The following is a 13,791-nucleotide window of genomic DNA, read 5'->3' as shown; positions in this document are numbered from 1 at the left end:
TTCTGCCCTTAGTGGGCGTTGAATATGGATTTTGCCAGTGCGCCGGATTTGAACAGGGAGAAACAGAGGATAACGGTATAGGCTGCAAGGGAAAAAATCGCGCTGTGCAGGTTGTCCGCTAAGACCATTTCGCCTACCAAAACCGCATAAATGCCGACGCATATCATAATGAGGAAGCCTTGAAAACCAAGTGCAAACAGCCCCTTTAGGTAGTTGTTCCCAATCTGTCCCCATTCCCGGTTTGTCATGGTGGCAAAAGGGATAGGGGAAACGGAACAGTAGGCGTATATCTCAATCATTCTGCCGTAGAGGATAACGGTTATCAGTACGGACATGATTTTCATACAAAGGCTTACAAGGCTCGTTTCCATGACAAGTAACAGTAGTTCGGGGATTTCCATATCTTTTAGTCCCTCCTGCATGGCGGCAAGGGCTTCGGTTACGTCGATATTCGTATCGCCGCCGATTACCCCCGCCGCGCCGGACACAATATGCTGCGCCATATCAAACACCGCCATAGTAATATCAAAGGTATGTGTTACCAAGAAAACGGCAACAAAGGCTTTGAAAAACCACTTAAAGAACATGAATGTGTCAACGTCGTGCATATTGTTTTTTTCCGTTACCATGCTGATAAGCTCATAACAGAGGACATAGGTAATGACAAGCCCCGCAATGGGTACAATCACATTTTCGGACAGATTTTGTATCATGTTGAAAATGTTCGCGTTCCACCCCTGCGGGGTCTTGCCTACCTCCGCTGCAATGGTGCCTACTTTTTCGTTTACGTCCCCGAACATCGTTGACAGATTACCGTTTATCGCGCCGATAAGGATTTCCTTTATCCATTCGTTAATCGCGTCAAGTATGCTCTCCATAGGCTACCCTCCGTAAACTTATCCGAACAGACCGGAAAGAAGCGGTACAAGGATAGTGCCAATAAGGCAACGCCGCCGCCCGCCATAAGCTGCTTAATGCCCTGTGATTTTGCTTATGTGTGATAAAGAAGTAATAGAAGTGTAAAAAATTTTGCCGTTCCTATCCGGCACATGAGGTATGTCGGATAGGTCGGGCGGTTAGGTGTCGGGCAGTTCTACCTTGCCGACAAAAGAATAATAGATTTCGATTTCCTGTCTGCGTAACTTGCCCCGGCGTTTCCCGTCAAGGGCAACGCTTTCATGGACAACGATTTTCTCCACAAACTCCCGCAGCAGAGTAGGGGTAAGTTCTTCAATGGTAGTGTGCCTGCGTACCACATTCATAAACTTTTCAGCGTTTGCGGTGGCTTCCTGCGCTTTGGAAAGTTCTTCCCGCAGTCTGGCGGCACGTTCTTTCAGTTCTTTCTGCTCGGCTTCATAGTCTGCCGACAGCTCTGTGAAACGCTCGTCCGATATGCGCCCGGTTACGCTGTCCTCATACAGCCGCTTGAAGATAGCAGATAACTCGGCTATGCGTTTCTCGGCGGCTTCCAGCTCCTTTTTCTTGGCGGCGTTCCTGCGTCTGTCCCCGTCCTCATTCTGCTCGATTAAAAGCTTCATAAACCGGGCTTCATGCTTTGCCGCATAGCTGGTAACTTTCCGCAGATTGGAGAGTACGCCAGCGGTCAAGAGGTCAGTGCGGATAAAGTGCGCTGTGCAGTCGGCGGTGCGTTTCTTGTAGCTTCCGCAGATATAACAGTCCTGCTTGCGCTTGTCCGTCTGGTATCGCTGCTGGTACATGACGCTGCCGCAGTCGGCACAAAAGAGTATGCCGGAGAACAAGCCCACTTCGTCATAACGGTTGGGGCGTTTGCGCTGCTTGCGTAACTCCTGCACCCGTTCCCACGTTTCCCGGTCAATGATAGGCTCATGGTGGTTCTCAAAAACCGCCTGCTTTTCCGGGGGATTTTCTATGCTGTGTTTCAGCTTGTAGGACGGCTTCTCGGTCTTAAAGTTTACCAGACAGCCCGTATATTCCCGGTTTTCCAGCAGATGAACCACGGTATTGGTCGCCCACTTGCACTCATAGCCGGGGTGGTAGCGGCGGGTGCTGCCCGTCCTGCGGTATTCCAGCGTCCCCGGCGTGGGGATTTGCTGCTCGGTCAGCATACGGGCTATCTTGGTCGGACCGTTCCCGGCAAGGCAAAGGCTGTAAATCTGCCGTACCACCGGGGCGGCTTCCTCGTCAATGATAAAGTTTTCGTCCTCGTCCATGAGGTAGCCATAGACGGGCTTGCTTGTGATGGGCTTTCCGCTCATGCCCTTAGAGCGTTTTACTGCCTTGATTTTCTTGCTCGTATCTCTCACCAGCCATTCGTTAAAAATGTTCCGCAGCGGGGCAAAATCATTTTCCCCCTGTGCGCTGTCCACTCCGTCATTGATAGCGATGAAGCGGACACCTTTCTGTGGGAAAATCATTTCTGTGTACATTCCCACCTGTAAGTAGTTTCGCCCTAACCTCGACATATCCTTGACGATAACTGTCCCGACTTTCCCTGCTTCAATGTCTGCAAGCATGGCTTGAAATCCGGGTCTTTGAAAGTTCGCACCGGAATAACCGTCGTCGGTGTACCAGCGCAGATTAGAAAATCCATTCTGTTTGGCATAGGTTTCCAAAATCCTCTTTTGGTTGGAAATGGAATTGCTCTCGCCTTGCAGCTCGTCCTCATGGGACAGTCTTGGGTAAAGGGCGGTAATGAGTTGCTGGGTGGTCTGTCTTAACATAAATTCCTCCGTTTCCGACAGCCAGCCCCACTATTCCGTACCTTGATTGTACCACATGGGGCGGCTGTCTGTATAGCGGCAAAAGCGTCAAATCTGCTTCTTTACGGTCGGTAAAAATGACGGTTTTTCAATCAGGCTTATCACAGGTCAAATATCCGGCGGCGGCTTCTGCTTCCAGCACTTTCATCATCTTGTCAGCGGCGGTGTCGGTCGCCCCCTCCTTGAAAAAGCCAGACACCACAAGGATTGTGTTGCCTATCCTCGTTTCGGTCACGCAGTCCGGGCGGCGGGCAGGGCGTTTGTTTCTCTGGGTGTCGGTCATAGGCAAATCTCCTTTCCGGCAAGCAGCCGTTTCAGCTGTTCCATTTTTCCCTGTGCGGCGGCTTTCCTCAAATTCTCCCCGGTAAAGCAGAGAGGGGAACACATTTCAAGCAGGCGGTCATAAATCCGGGCGTGGGCGGTGTCCTCCGGGTGCTGCAATTCCTCCAGCGTGAGGTTGGTCGTCACAATCAGCGGCTTCCTGCTCCGGTAGCGGCTGTCAATCACATTGTAGACCTGTTCCAGACCGTATTCTGTGCCACGCTCCATTCCAAAATCGTCAATGATGAGCAGGGGGAAGCTGCAAAGGCGGGAAATATATTCGTTCCTGCCCGCAAAGCTGGCGGCAAGGTCGTTTAATATTGCTGCAAAGTTTGTCATGCACACCGGGACTTCCTGCTCCATGAGGGCGTTTGCAATACACCCGGCAAAATAGCTTTTCCCAGTGCCTACCCTGCCCCACAAGAGCAGCCCGTAGTTCCCGTCCTTTATCTGTTCCCAGCGTGCCACATATCCGGCGGCGTTCTTCATCTGCGGGCAGCTGCCGTTATCGTTGGCAAATGTCCAGTCCTGCATGGTCTTGTCTGTAAAGCCCTGCCGTTTCAGCCGTTCCACCGTTTCAAGGTGGCTGCGCCGCTTCTCGGCGGCTTCCCGTTCCTTACGGGCTGCCCGCTGGCAGTCGCACTCTGACGGGTGGCGGTCACGCCCGAAAAAGGTCTTGCCCTCCGGGAAATAGGCTTCTTTGGGTTTCCGGCATTTGCCGCAGTATAAAAGCCCGTCCTCCCCGGTGTAATCCTCCGGCTCGGCTGTGGTGTCGGTCATAGGCAGTATGGTGTTGTGGATTGTATCGGTCATAGGCTTTCTCCCTCCTTGAATGAATAGTCCGGTATGCCTTTCTTTGGCTTCTCTTTGGCAGCGTCCTCCTGCGCCCACTTGTAAATGGTGGCTGCATGGCTCTGGTACTGCTTCCCGGTGGAAGCGATGTGGCAGGAAAGGCGGTCAAGGTAATACTCCCACTTGCCGGGGAAGTCCTGTTCCAGCTCCAAAAGTTCTGTGTCAGAAAGAAATACATTTTTATATCTGCCATAAGCGGCGGGGGGCTGCCCCTCACTCGCTCCTTTTGTTTGGCTCTCTATTAGGTTGTTTATATTAGTTTGGTTAGGGGACGGTTTTCCGACCGTCATAAGGTCAGTTTTCCGGCTGTCAGTTGGTCGGTTTCCCGCCCTTATGAGGGGCGGTTTTCCGTCCGTCAGTTGGTCGGAAAACTGTACCACTGGGATAGGCGGCACTTTCACATACAGACGGTTGGCGGCAGAAAAGCCCGTCCGTCTGCGTTCCAGCAGCCCGGCAGCGTCCAGTTCGTTCAGTGCGCCCTTTATGGTGGTGCAGCCTTTATCCAGCATTTCCGCTATCTCTGCTATGGGGTAGACAATGTATGTCCGTCCCTCGCTGTCCTGCCAGCCGTTCTTCTGCGAAAGGGTGGAACGGTCTAACAGCAGCGCATATAACTCTCTTGCGGTGTGGGATAGGTCTGTTTCCAGCAGGAAACGGGGGTAAGGCAGGTAAGCGGGCAGCTCCGTTCCTGCGGTCATATAATCAGCGATAGGGTTCACCTCCTTGTGGTGTCTGTCTGTGGGTTCTGTTACGCTTTTAGGGGGCGTTTTTAAGGGAAAAGGATAAATGTATCACGCACCCTTTGACACCCTCCAAAAAAGCCTTGATTTATGCGGGTTTGAAATGCCCTAAAGCGTGACATTTCTCCCTTTGTTTCCGCTTCCGTTTGGCGGCGTTTATCCGCTTCATGCGTCCGGCGCAGTCCGGGCAGTATTTCCCCCGGTTGGATTTTGGGAAGAAGAACGCCCCGCAGACAGCGCAGCGTTTCCGGCTTCCCCGGCGCAAGAGGGCGGCTTCCAGTGCTTCATCAAGGGGCAGGACAGCGGCGGTAAACCAGCGGCAGAGCAGCGAATAGCTGATACTCTGTACACACACGCAAGGCTCGCCGTCCTCCAACAGCAGGCAGTTCCCGCTGTCATAGTTGCAGCACTCATGCACAAGGCGGCGGGCTGCCCGGTACTGGCGGTAGTCCATGCGGGGGATATTACCGTTCATGGCTCTGCTCCTTTCTGCGCTGCGGCTCGCTCCGGCGTAAAATCTGGTCGATATTGCCCTTGACAGTCTGCAAGCGGCGGTACTCCTCCCGTTTTGCCCGGTAATCGTTGTAGCCGCTGTTTTTCTCTTTGATAAGGCTTTCAATCTCTGCTTGCAGGGATTTATAGCTCGGCAGCTTGGAAATGCCGTTCTCCCTGAAATAGCGGGCGGCTGCGTCTGCTATGATAAAGTCACTTTCATGCTTCTGACGGTAGGCTGCTTTTGCTTTGGCGTTTTTCTGCTGTTTCAGCCCGTCCCGGACAGGGCGGGTCTTGGAATAGGCAAGCACCTGCCGTTGCAGCTCCTTTTTCCCGTTCAGCGTCTTTTCCACCTGCTTCAACCACGCAAGGCTTTCCTGCATGGCGGCATAGGCGGCAGAACAGGCTTCGTCCAGTTCCTCCGGGGAGGAAAAGCCGTACTGCTGATAGGCGGTAACGGTAGCTGCCATTTGCTTTAGGTTGTGCTTTGCCGCCCAGCGGTCATAGCCCACGCCCTTGCCCTCGGCTCGCTTGGCTTCCCGGTCAACCATGCGCTGCAAGGTGTTGTCTGCCGGGGTGGTTTTTGCAGCTTTTTCCCCTTGTAACGGCTTTTTAACTGCGGCAGGGTATTCGGGTATGGCTTTGGTCTGTTCGGCAGCTCTGTGGGCGTTCTGCGTGAGCAGGGCAAGGACAGCAGCCTTGTCAAAATCGTCCCCCAGCTTTCGGGCTGTGATAGGCTTTGTCCTGTCCGGCGTGAGGTAGGAAAGCCGCCCCCGGCTCTCCTTGACGGTCACACCCTCCCGCAGCAAAAGGGAAGAAAACTCGTCAAAGCTGCCAGCTTGGGAAAGTGCCTGCCGTATCGTCCGGCGCAGCTTCGCCTTGTCCGTTTCAAACTTGGTGGGCTTGGTCGGCTGTCCGGCGGCTTCTCTGGCGGCGTTCTCTTTGTCAAGGGCAAGCTGCCCTTTCTTTGCCGCCCAGTATTCCCGTTCGGTTATCCGTTCCTTGCTGCCGTTCAAGAGGTCGATTTGGTAAAGCCCCTCCCGGTGGCACATTTCCATGACTTCGCTCTTGAAATATTCCATAGCGGCGTTGGTGCAGCGGTGCTTGCAGCCCTCCAGCGTGTCGGCTGGTCTGTCCATGTAGGGCAGAAGCGGGACTTCGTAAATCCGCAGGGAGTTGATGACGATATGCACATGGATATTCCCGCTGTGGTTATGCCCGTCCGGGTGGGTGCAGATTAGGGCTTGGTGTCCGGGGAAATGCTCCTTGCAGAACTGCTCGCCCAGCTCCTGCGCCCGGTCTACGGTCAAGCCGTTGTCTGTCCCGTCCCGTGGGTCAAAGCTGATGATATAGTGGTGGCTTTTCACATCTTCCCGTTTTTGGTTTTTCTCATAGCGGAGATTGGCTCGCATACAGGCAACAGCGAAATCCTCGCCCCCGCAGTTGAGGGAAGAAATGCGGTAATCCTCCCTCGGTATCAGCCGCCCGTTTTCATCAAGGGTGGCTTTCATGGTAAACTCGTCATGCTCAAATGTGAGATAGGCTTCCGCTGCGCCATAGTCGGCGTTTTTAGAGCTGATATGTTTGAATGTTGCCAACAGCGTCACCCACTTTCTGCAAGACTTCAAACTTTAGGGCAGCAAGGTCGGAAACCGCCGCCCGTACCTCCCCGGCAAGCTGCGGATAGGGACTGTGCCACTCGTTCAGCGTCCGGGCTATCTGGTTTAAGTTGCCGCCGATCCTCCCGTATTCGGCGGTCAGCTTCCCGACAGCGGCAAGCAGCTCGTCATTGATGGGGGAAACGGTTATGATGGGGCGTATGGCTGCCCCGGTTATGGCTTGCCGGATAAACTCGGCTTGGCTCATGTGGTAAGCAGAAAGCCGCTGGGCAAACTCGGCGTATTCTTCCTCGGTCATGCGTGTTTTGACTACCCGGCTGCGGTGCGGCGTGTTGTATCGTTTCATAGGTGGTTGACCTCCTTTCTGTGCGTGGTGTCCTCTCACTAATAGGAGAAAAACAGGGTGTGAAGCGGAACTGTTTTTGAAAAATCCGAAAAATATTTTGAGGGGTTTTTCAGCGGCGCAAGCCGCATAAGCAGGGTTTGGGGAAGGCACTCCCCAACAAGATTCCCGCAGGGGCAAAATGAGCGATAAGCGAATTTTGGCACCTCGGTAGAATCTTGCTCTAAGAAACTGCCGGCCTGCCGTTCACTTGCTACTGCCACTTTTTCAGAAAATCTATAACCAGCTTTTTTTATAAAAGGCTGCGGGCTGGCGTTTTTCCCTTACTCCCTACAAACCACAAAAGAGCAGAATGGACGGACTTTCCGGCAAGAACTTTTCCGGCGGCTCGGTCTTTCCCGACAATAAGGCGTTTCGGAAGCTGCGTTTTGCCCGCTGTCTGAAAAAAATGGCAGCCTTTTTTGGTTTCACTGTCTAATACGGAACTTTTGGAAATTTGCCAAAAATGGACGCAAAAAAAGCAGCAAATCTTTTTCGGATTTACTGCTTCATGTGCCGCTGCGGTGCGGCGGGATGGATATTCAGTTGAAATAAAAGAGGATGGTGGTACTTTAGTCTATCGACTCTTTACTAACTATTAGGTAATCTTGAAAGATTTTCCTTGAATTTATCTAAAGAATGTTCATTGTTTCCCGCAAAAATAAGTGGAATTGTATATTCATATGATATGCCATTTTCATAGTCCGATAATTGTATTTTTATAGTATCATCCCTCTCATCTTTAGGTGCTATATATATGAATGAATTTTTATTTATATCAGATATTTTCCCTTTTTCAGAAGAAACAGTATAACCCCAGTCTGTTAAATTTGTCTTTATTGTAACTTCTGTTTCTGTTTCTTTTCTAGTCTGCAATGCTGTTTTATCGATTTGGATATCAAAAGGAGTCGAACCTAACAATTCACTGTTTATATTTACAAGTTCTTCTCCATTTGTTTTAGAAATATTAGATTCATCTTCATAATTTTGTTGAGATTCATCTTTTGGTGTTTCTCTGTTACATCCTAATAAAAAGCATAAAATAATTAGTACTAATACAGAAAGTTGTTTTTTTTGCATTTATTTCTCCTTTCATATTATCAAAGAAAGCACTGAGAGTACTTTCAAGAAATTTTGAAATATTCTCAATGCTTTCTATTTTTTGATCATAAACTTGCCGGTAATGATACTATGTTAATTTATCTCTTTCGCGTAACCTTTGTTGCAATATACACATGCACCATTCACCCATTTGTGAGACATTTCAATCGTCTCAACTTCATAAATGCTTACTTCTCCACAAATTAAACATTGTTTGTAATTATATACATGACGTGTCGCACATTTATCCTAGTCATCATATATACCAGGCATTTCATCTTCATATCCATAGTACTGGGGAGAACCCCAACTATGAGTATGAGCGGCAAATACAGTCATTGGAGCAGCTACAATTCCAGCTACTACTGAAAGTGCTAAAATAGATTTTCTTAAATTCATAAGTTCCTCCCTTTCCTTAAAAATACATAGCTCTTTGTTACATTGTCATTTTAACATAATAATTGGTAAAATGCAATAATTTATTTTCTATTTACGAGAAAATACTGTGCATATTATCTTATTTAGGAATAGTTAAGGCGGCTACCTAAATCTTTTTATTACTTTACCGCACATGAGCATTTGCACCTGGGTTGTCGTTTCCATATCCCTCTAAGAGGTTGATAACGCCCCAAATGCCTAAGCCTGCGCCCAGTGCGATAACAAGGGTCTGTAATACGTCGATAGCAGAGTTAAAAAATTCCATAAAGCTCCTTTCTGCCGCAAATGCGGCTTGCCCCATAAAAGGGCATAAAAAACGGCGGTCAGTTTTGTAACTGCCGCGGTCATAAGTCCCCGCGCTGCCTATGTGTCTGCCGCGCGGCGGTATTCAGTTGTTAGCGATAGGAATTTTTGTAGGGGCGCGTATTCTGTAAGTTATCTGTTTCTTTGTTACTGCGTCAATTCCTCCTTTCGCTGCTGCTCATACAGGGTTTCACACCGTTTTACAAACTGCCGGATAGCTGCCTGTCGCTGTTGCTCCCGTCGCTCGGCAATGAAAATAAGCCCGTTTATGGCTTCTGTGATTTTCTTATCCTGTTTCTTTCGGATACGTCTATTCATGGGCGGTGTCCTCCTGCAAATCTGCTTCGCTGATTTCGTAATAGTCAAAGGGTTCGTCCGGCTTCACAAGGGCGGGTCTGCGTCTTAAATGCTTTTCCATATCAAAAGTATTTTTCTTGTCATAGTCGGACAGGTATTTATAGTTGGGGTGTTTTGTAATGTCGTACTTATCAGAGAGGAACGGGCGCACCCCTCGTAGCTGCAAGATACATTTCCCGCCGTCCATGACTGCTATTTCATCTTCCGTCATAAGCTGCTTGCCTAACTTCTGATAGTTCAGTCCATGTGATACCTCCCGCCCCCGGTTCTCAGAAGTGTTGAAGCTGTCAATGGTTTCTTTCCCCAAGATTTCCGACATTTCTTTGAGGGTGGTTTTCTCCTTGCCGCCCAAGAACAGGGTGGTGTCGCAGTTGCCGGCTATGGTATCGGCGTTGTCCTTGTAAATGGCTTTTAGCTGCGACTGGCTCTGCAAAATGATTGAAGCGGAGATTTCCCGGCTTCGTATGGTGGCTATGAGCTTTTCAAACTTCGGTATCTGCCCGATATTTGCAAACTCGTCTAACAGACAGCGCACATGGACTGGCAGCCTGCCGCCGTATTCATCATCTGCCTTGTCGCAAAGCAGATTGAAAAGCTGCGTGTAAAGAATACTCACAACAAAGTTAAATGTATCGTCGGTGTCGGAAATGATAACAAACAGGGCGGTCTTGCGGTCGCCTATGGTGTCAAGCTCCATTTCGTCGGTTTCCATAAGGTCGCGCAGCTCTTTAATGTCAAAGGGGGCAAGCCGCGCACCGCAGGAAATGAGGATAGAGCTTCTTGTCTTTCCCGCAGATAACAAAAATTTCTTATACTGCCGGACGGCAAAGTGTTCCGGGTCTTTTCCCTCCAACCGTTCAAACATAAGGTCAACGGGGGACTGAAATTCCGGGTCGTCCTCGCGGGCTTCCGACGCATTTATCATTTCAAGCAGCGTCGTGAAGTTCTTTTCTTCCTCCGGGGCTTCGTACCAAATGTAGCCGATAAGGGCGCAGTAAAAGAGCCGTTCCGATTTTACCCAAAAATCCTCCCCGGCTTTTTCCCCGTCCCCTTTGGTGTTGGCAATCAAGGTATTTACCAGTTTCAAAATGTCTTTTTCGCTGCGGAGATAGGCAAAGGGATTGTATTTCATGCTTTTTTTGAAGTTAATCGTGTTCAGCACTTTTATCCGGTAGCCGCCCCGCTGTAAGAGCTTCCCGCACTCGACTAAAACCGTTCCTTTCGGGTCGGTTACAACGTAGCTTGAGTGCATTTGCATTAAGTTGGGCTTCACGAAAAATCTCGTCTTTCCGCTGCCGCTTCCCCCGATAACAAGGATATTTTTATTCCTTGCATACTTCGGCTGCTTCGGGCGGCTGTTCATGGTAAGCCGTTCCGTCTGCGTCAGCAGCACGTTATTCTGAAATACCGGGTCGGTGTAGGGCTTAATATCTTCGGCAGTCCCCCAACGGGCAGAGCCGTATTCGATACCTTTGCGGTATTTCTTCGCGTTCTTGCCTTTTACATAGACAATCAGCCGGATAAGGACAGCCCCCACAATACCGATAAGCAAATCCATACGGGCAAGGCTCGGAAGCGGATTTGTAAAGGCAGCGGAAAAGCCGTCTGCAAGGGAAAGCACCTTGCCGGACAGGTCAGCCCCCGGCGCAAGGCGTACCGCCTGCCCGACTTTATCAAAGAGATACACAAAGAGCAGATAGGGAATGTTGGGAAGCAGCAGCTTTTTCCAGTTGATAGCGTTCATCTTGCAATCCCCCTGTCTTTGTTTTTTACTTTGTCCCGCTGCGCGTTCAGAGCCGCCGCCTTTTCTTTGAGGGAAACAATCAGCTTGCGGATAGAGGGCTTTTGTTCCTGCGTCAGCTTCTTTGCGGAAAACTCCTTAAAGGCTGCGGTCAGTGCGTCCGCGTCCCGTCCCTTGAAAAACACAAGATAACGGGGCGGGGTTTCGGTGCTGTCTTTCTTTAGGGCAAAGTCAATCCCGTATTTTTTCGCCGTACTCTCAAAGGCTTTGATATTGTCCTTTGTGATTTCAATGTTGGAAACGCCCGCGTTCTGCTTCATAAGCTGCTTTAGGGTCTGCTTTCCATGCGGGATTTTCTGTCTGTCATGCTGCTTTTTCATCTGTGCAAGCAGGGCTTTCATAGCCTTTTGGAGCTGCTGTGCCGTCAGCTTCCCGGTCTTGATGTAAAGGGCTATGGTCTTTTCGTTAGTTTCCTCCTGCAATGGGTGTCCTCCTTTCGTGTTCTATGGTGGTATGCCCGCCGCCGGGAAGCGGGGCGGGCATGAAAAAAGAGCGTCCGCTTTCACGCCGCCCTGTTAAATCCGTACCCGCAGCCCGGAAAGGTCTGCCGCCCGAATACCCACAAGATACCAGTTGTCCCCGTACTCCATACGGGTCGGCTTCCATTTGCCCCGCACAAAGACCTCCATGCAGTCGCCGCAATGCAAGCCCCCGTAATAGTCGTTTACGTCAAAGCGAATGTCGTAGCGGTCAGCGGTTTCATCAAAAATCAAAGCTCCTGTTTTCTGTGTCATCATAAAATCCTCCTTTGGGTTGGTTTACAGGCTTTCGCCCTCGTTGCAGGTGTAATCGGGTATGCCCTTGCTTCTTGCCGACTGGATAGTACGCCCGCCGTACATATCGTGAGATACAAGGGACGTGTAATAGTTGCCAATCGTAGACGGGGCATTGAAAAGGGCAGCTTTCATGTACTGCTTGATGTTGCGGATTTTGGTGGTGTTTTCCTGCATACAGTCCAGTACAAAGCGGATATGTTCGCTGTTCAGTTTCATAAATTTTGCTTTTACAAGCTCTGCCGGGTGGTCGTCCCCGGCGATACGGATTGTTCTTCGTTTGGTGCAGACAGTTTCAAGAATAAGGGCAAGGATTTCCTCTATCCTGTCCCGGTCAAGGTATCTATCCTGTATCAGATAGTCGTACTCGATATTGTCCTTGATGATTTCCTCATACACGCTATATGCGTCTGTCGTTTCCTTTCGCTTCCGTTCCGGCGGCTGTGCCGCGTCCTCTAAGGGAGAGGGATTTAGGGAATGGAAAGGAATGGAATGGGTACTTGATATATCTGTATTTAATTTTTCTTTTGTTGGTAAGTTAGTCTTTAATAGTTCTTTATTTAATTGCGTTGGATTTTCCAACGTAGGTTTTTCCAACATAGGCTTTTCCAATGTTGGATTATCCAATGTTGGTTTTTCCAATGTAGGTAAATCCAACTTAGGCGGCTGCTCATAGATAACATACGTTGTACCGCGTAAGCATCCTTTCTCATCACGTTCCCTTGAACGCTGTATATATCCGGCATTTTCCAGTTCCCGTACTGCTTCCCGGATAGCGTCAATCTTTTCCCGGTTGATAAGGGACAGTCCTGCAAGGGTGTAGTCCCAATCTTCGGGAAGTGAGAGCATTTGCGACAACAAGCCCTTTGCCTTTAAGGAAAGCTCCTTGTTGCGTAAATGGTGGTTGCTCATAACGGTATAACCTTTGTTCTTTTCCACGCGGAAAACTGCCATAGCTTCGTCACTCCTTTTCGTTGGATTTGTTACGCAGTAGAAACGCGGTTTTGAGGGAAAAGGTATCAACCCTTGTCTTTCTCATTTCCACGCTCTAAGAGCCGCATAAATCAAGGCTTTGTTTGCCCTTACTGCGTAACACGAGGGCATAAAAAAAGCAGCGTTCCTGTTCTCCTGTGTAGGAGTGAGAAACGCCGCCTTATAGGTGGTGCTTATTTTATTTTTTCTTTTCGACGTGCCGCGTAAGGTGGTGCAGCGGTCTATCCGGCAGTCCGCAGGTGCTTTTTGCATATCAAGGCTCAATTCATTAAAAGTAGTAAATGAGTAGTAAAATCAATCTGCAAACCTGCGAATATGCCTGCAAATCAAGCATTTTTCAAGACAATCAACTAATTTAATATAAATATCACAGATTTTTACTTTTAGAACCAGTGATATAAACGATATTATTACAAATACTGTTGGTACTATAATTGGATATTTTATTGCACATAGGATAACTGATAATTTTACGAAGCGAATCTATTCAAATTCAAAAATGGGTGACTTTTACATAATATGTGTATCTGTAGCACTTATTATGTTCTTCCTTCAACCATTTATTTCATCATTGTTATGGAAAATGGTGCTGTAACTTCGTAAGTGCAAAATAATTCGACGGATTGTGTTGCCCTAAAAAATATCCCATAATAATCAATAGAGAATGCAAGCATTTTACTTCATCTTTTCTTGCTAGAATGATAGATGCGAGCATTTTACTCTATTAAAGTTATGGAGGTGTGCTCATGAGAAGCAAAAGAATACCTGCCGAAGAACAATACCGTCTCATCATGGAATGCCGTCAAAGTGGATTGACAGATCATCAATGGTGTGTGGAACATGATATCAAGCCAGGAACTTTTTACAACTGGGTAAAA

Annotated in this window: 18 protein-coding genes and 1 pseudogene; 2 read left to right on the top strand and 17 right to left on the bottom strand. The window is 49.0% G+C overall.

Features of this window, described 5'->3' with window-relative positions; all coding sequences use genetic code 11:
• Positions 1–8 precede the first annotated feature (8 nt).
• From DXA55_RS14875 to DXA55_RS14835, 9 genes and pseudogenes are all read right to left on the bottom strand, one after another.
• Positions 9–878: a VirB6/TrbL-like conjugal transfer protein, CD1112 family gene (locus DXA55_RS14875; RefSeq protein ID WP_015529210.1), complete on the bottom strand. Its 870-nt coding sequence runs from the start codon at positions 876–878 to the stop codon at positions 9–11.
• 18 nt (positions 879–896) lie between these two features.
• Positions 897–991 (bottom strand): annotated as a pseudogene (locus DXA55_RS17930) (Maff2 family mobile element protein); the annotation flags it as partial.
• A gap of 85 nt (positions 992–1,076) precedes the next feature.
• A complete protein-coding gene (locus DXA55_RS14865; protein ID WP_002594230.1) occupies positions 1,077–2,702 on the bottom strand; it encodes a recombinase family protein in 1,626 nt (541 codons plus the stop codon).
• Positions 2,703–2,829: 127 nt separating this feature from the next.
• Positions 2,830–3,024: a transposon-encoded TnpW family protein gene (locus tag DXA55_RS14860; protein ID WP_002594231.1), complete on the bottom strand. Its 195-nt coding sequence runs from the start codon at positions 3,022–3,024 to the stop codon at positions 2,830–2,832.
• Complete coding sequence (locus DXA55_RS14855) at positions 3,021–3,875, bottom strand: ATP-binding protein (protein ID WP_002594232.1); 855 nt, start codon at positions 3,873–3,875, stop codon at positions 3,021–3,023. Before DXA55_RS14855 ends, DXA55_RS14860 begins: the two co-directional genes overlap by 4 nt.
• Positions 3,872–4,612, bottom strand: coding sequence for a replication initiator protein A (locus tag DXA55_RS14850; protein WP_002594233.1), 741 nt, complete (start codon positions 4,610–4,612; stop codon positions 3,872–3,874). Before DXA55_RS14850 ends, DXA55_RS14855 begins: the two co-directional genes overlap by 4 nt.
• 130 nt (positions 4,613–4,742) lie before the next feature.
• Positions 4,743–5,129, bottom strand: a complete 387-nt coding sequence (locus tag DXA55_RS14845) for a cysteine-rich VLP domain-containing protein (protein WP_002594234.1) — start codon at positions 5,127–5,129, stop codon at positions 4,743–4,745.
• Positions 5,119–6,744, bottom strand: coding sequence for a relaxase/mobilization nuclease domain-containing protein (locus DXA55_RS14840; RefSeq protein WP_002594235.1), 1,626 nt, complete (start codon positions 6,742–6,744; stop codon positions 5,119–5,121). The genes DXA55_RS14845 and DXA55_RS14840 overlap by 11 nt, the downstream gene beginning before the upstream one ends.
• Positions 6,716–7,111: a plasmid mobilization protein gene (locus DXA55_RS14835; protein ID WP_002594236.1), complete on the bottom strand. Its 396-nt coding sequence runs from the start codon at positions 7,109–7,111 to the stop codon at positions 6,716–6,718. Before DXA55_RS14835 ends, DXA55_RS14840 begins: the two co-directional genes overlap by 29 nt.
• Before the next feature lie 349 nt (positions 7,112–7,460).
• Between DXA55_RS14835 and DXA55_RS18165 the strand changes: the two genes are divergently transcribed.
• Positions 7,461–7,586 (top strand): hypothetical protein, encoded by a 126-nt coding sequence (locus DXA55_RS18165; RefSeq protein WP_007037420.1) that lies wholly within the window; start codon positions 7,461–7,463, stop codon positions 7,584–7,586.
• A 152-nt stretch (positions 7,587–7,738) separates the two neighbouring features.
• Here the strand turns inward: DXA55_RS18165 and DXA55_RS14825 are convergent, their stop codons facing one another.
• The 8 genes from DXA55_RS14825 to DXA55_RS17920 form a co-directional block, all read right to left on the bottom strand.
• A complete protein-coding gene (locus DXA55_RS14825) occupies positions 7,739–8,227 on the bottom strand; it encodes a hypothetical protein (protein ID WP_002569239.1) in 489 nt (162 codons plus the stop codon).
• A gap of 270 nt (positions 8,228–8,497) precedes the next feature.
• The gene (locus DXA55_RS17925) at positions 8,498–8,647 is read right to left on the bottom strand and encodes a hypothetical protein (protein WP_242998592.1); all 150 of its coding nucleotides are present in this window, start codon (positions 8,645–8,647) and stop codon (positions 8,498–8,500) included.
• Positions 8,648–8,810: 163 nt separating this feature from the next.
• The gene (locus DXA55_RS14815; protein WP_022788348.1) at positions 8,811–8,951 is read right to left on the bottom strand and encodes a Maff2 family mobile element protein; all 141 of its coding nucleotides are present in this window, start codon (positions 8,949–8,951) and stop codon (positions 8,811–8,813) included.
• Between the two features lie 185 nt (positions 8,952–9,136).
• Positions 9,137–9,307 (bottom strand): hypothetical protein, encoded by a 171-nt coding sequence (locus DXA55_RS17380; RefSeq protein ID WP_179860393.1) that lies wholly within the window; start codon positions 9,305–9,307, stop codon positions 9,137–9,139.
• The gene (locus tag DXA55_RS14810; protein ID WP_117814542.1) at positions 9,300–11,090 is read right to left on the bottom strand and encodes a VirD4-like conjugal transfer protein, CD1115 family; all 1,791 of its coding nucleotides are present in this window, start codon (positions 11,088–11,090) and stop codon (positions 9,300–9,302) included. Before DXA55_RS14810 ends, DXA55_RS17380 begins: the two co-directional genes overlap by 8 nt.
• On the bottom strand, positions 11,087–11,569 hold the full coding sequence (locus DXA55_RS14805; protein WP_074430170.1) for a PcfB family protein: 483 nt from the start codon (positions 11,567–11,569) through the stop codon (positions 11,087–11,089). The genes DXA55_RS14810 and DXA55_RS14805 overlap by 4 nt, the downstream gene beginning before the upstream one ends.
• Positions 11,570–11,662: 93 nt before the next feature.
• Positions 11,663–11,881, bottom strand: coding sequence for a DUF5348 domain-containing protein (locus tag DXA55_RS14800; RefSeq protein WP_004611927.1), 219 nt, complete (start codon positions 11,879–11,881; stop codon positions 11,663–11,665).
• 24 nt (positions 11,882–11,905) lie between these two features.
• On the bottom strand, positions 11,906–12,874 hold the full coding sequence (locus tag DXA55_RS17920; protein ID WP_097771238.1) for a DUF6017 domain-containing protein: 969 nt from the start codon (positions 12,872–12,874) through the stop codon (positions 11,906–11,908).
• A gap of 785 nt (positions 12,875–13,659) precedes the next feature.
• Between DXA55_RS17920 and tnpA the strand changes: the two genes are divergently transcribed.
• On the top strand, positions 13,660–13,791 hold a 132-nt coding region (tnpA, locus tag DXA55_RS19400; RefSeq protein WP_442857657.1), incomplete at its 3' end, for an IS66 family insertion sequence element accessory protein TnpA.

Origin of the sequence: Blautia sp. OF03-13 (assembly GCF_003460685.1) — a bacterium.
In the GTDB taxonomy this organism is placed as follows: domain Bacteria; phylum Bacillota; class Clostridia; order Lachnospirales; family Lachnospiraceae; genus Fusicatenibacter; species Fusicatenibacter saccharivorans.
Note: the sequence above shows the minus strand (reverse complement) of the source record. Positions and strands in the feature narration are given on the sequence as shown.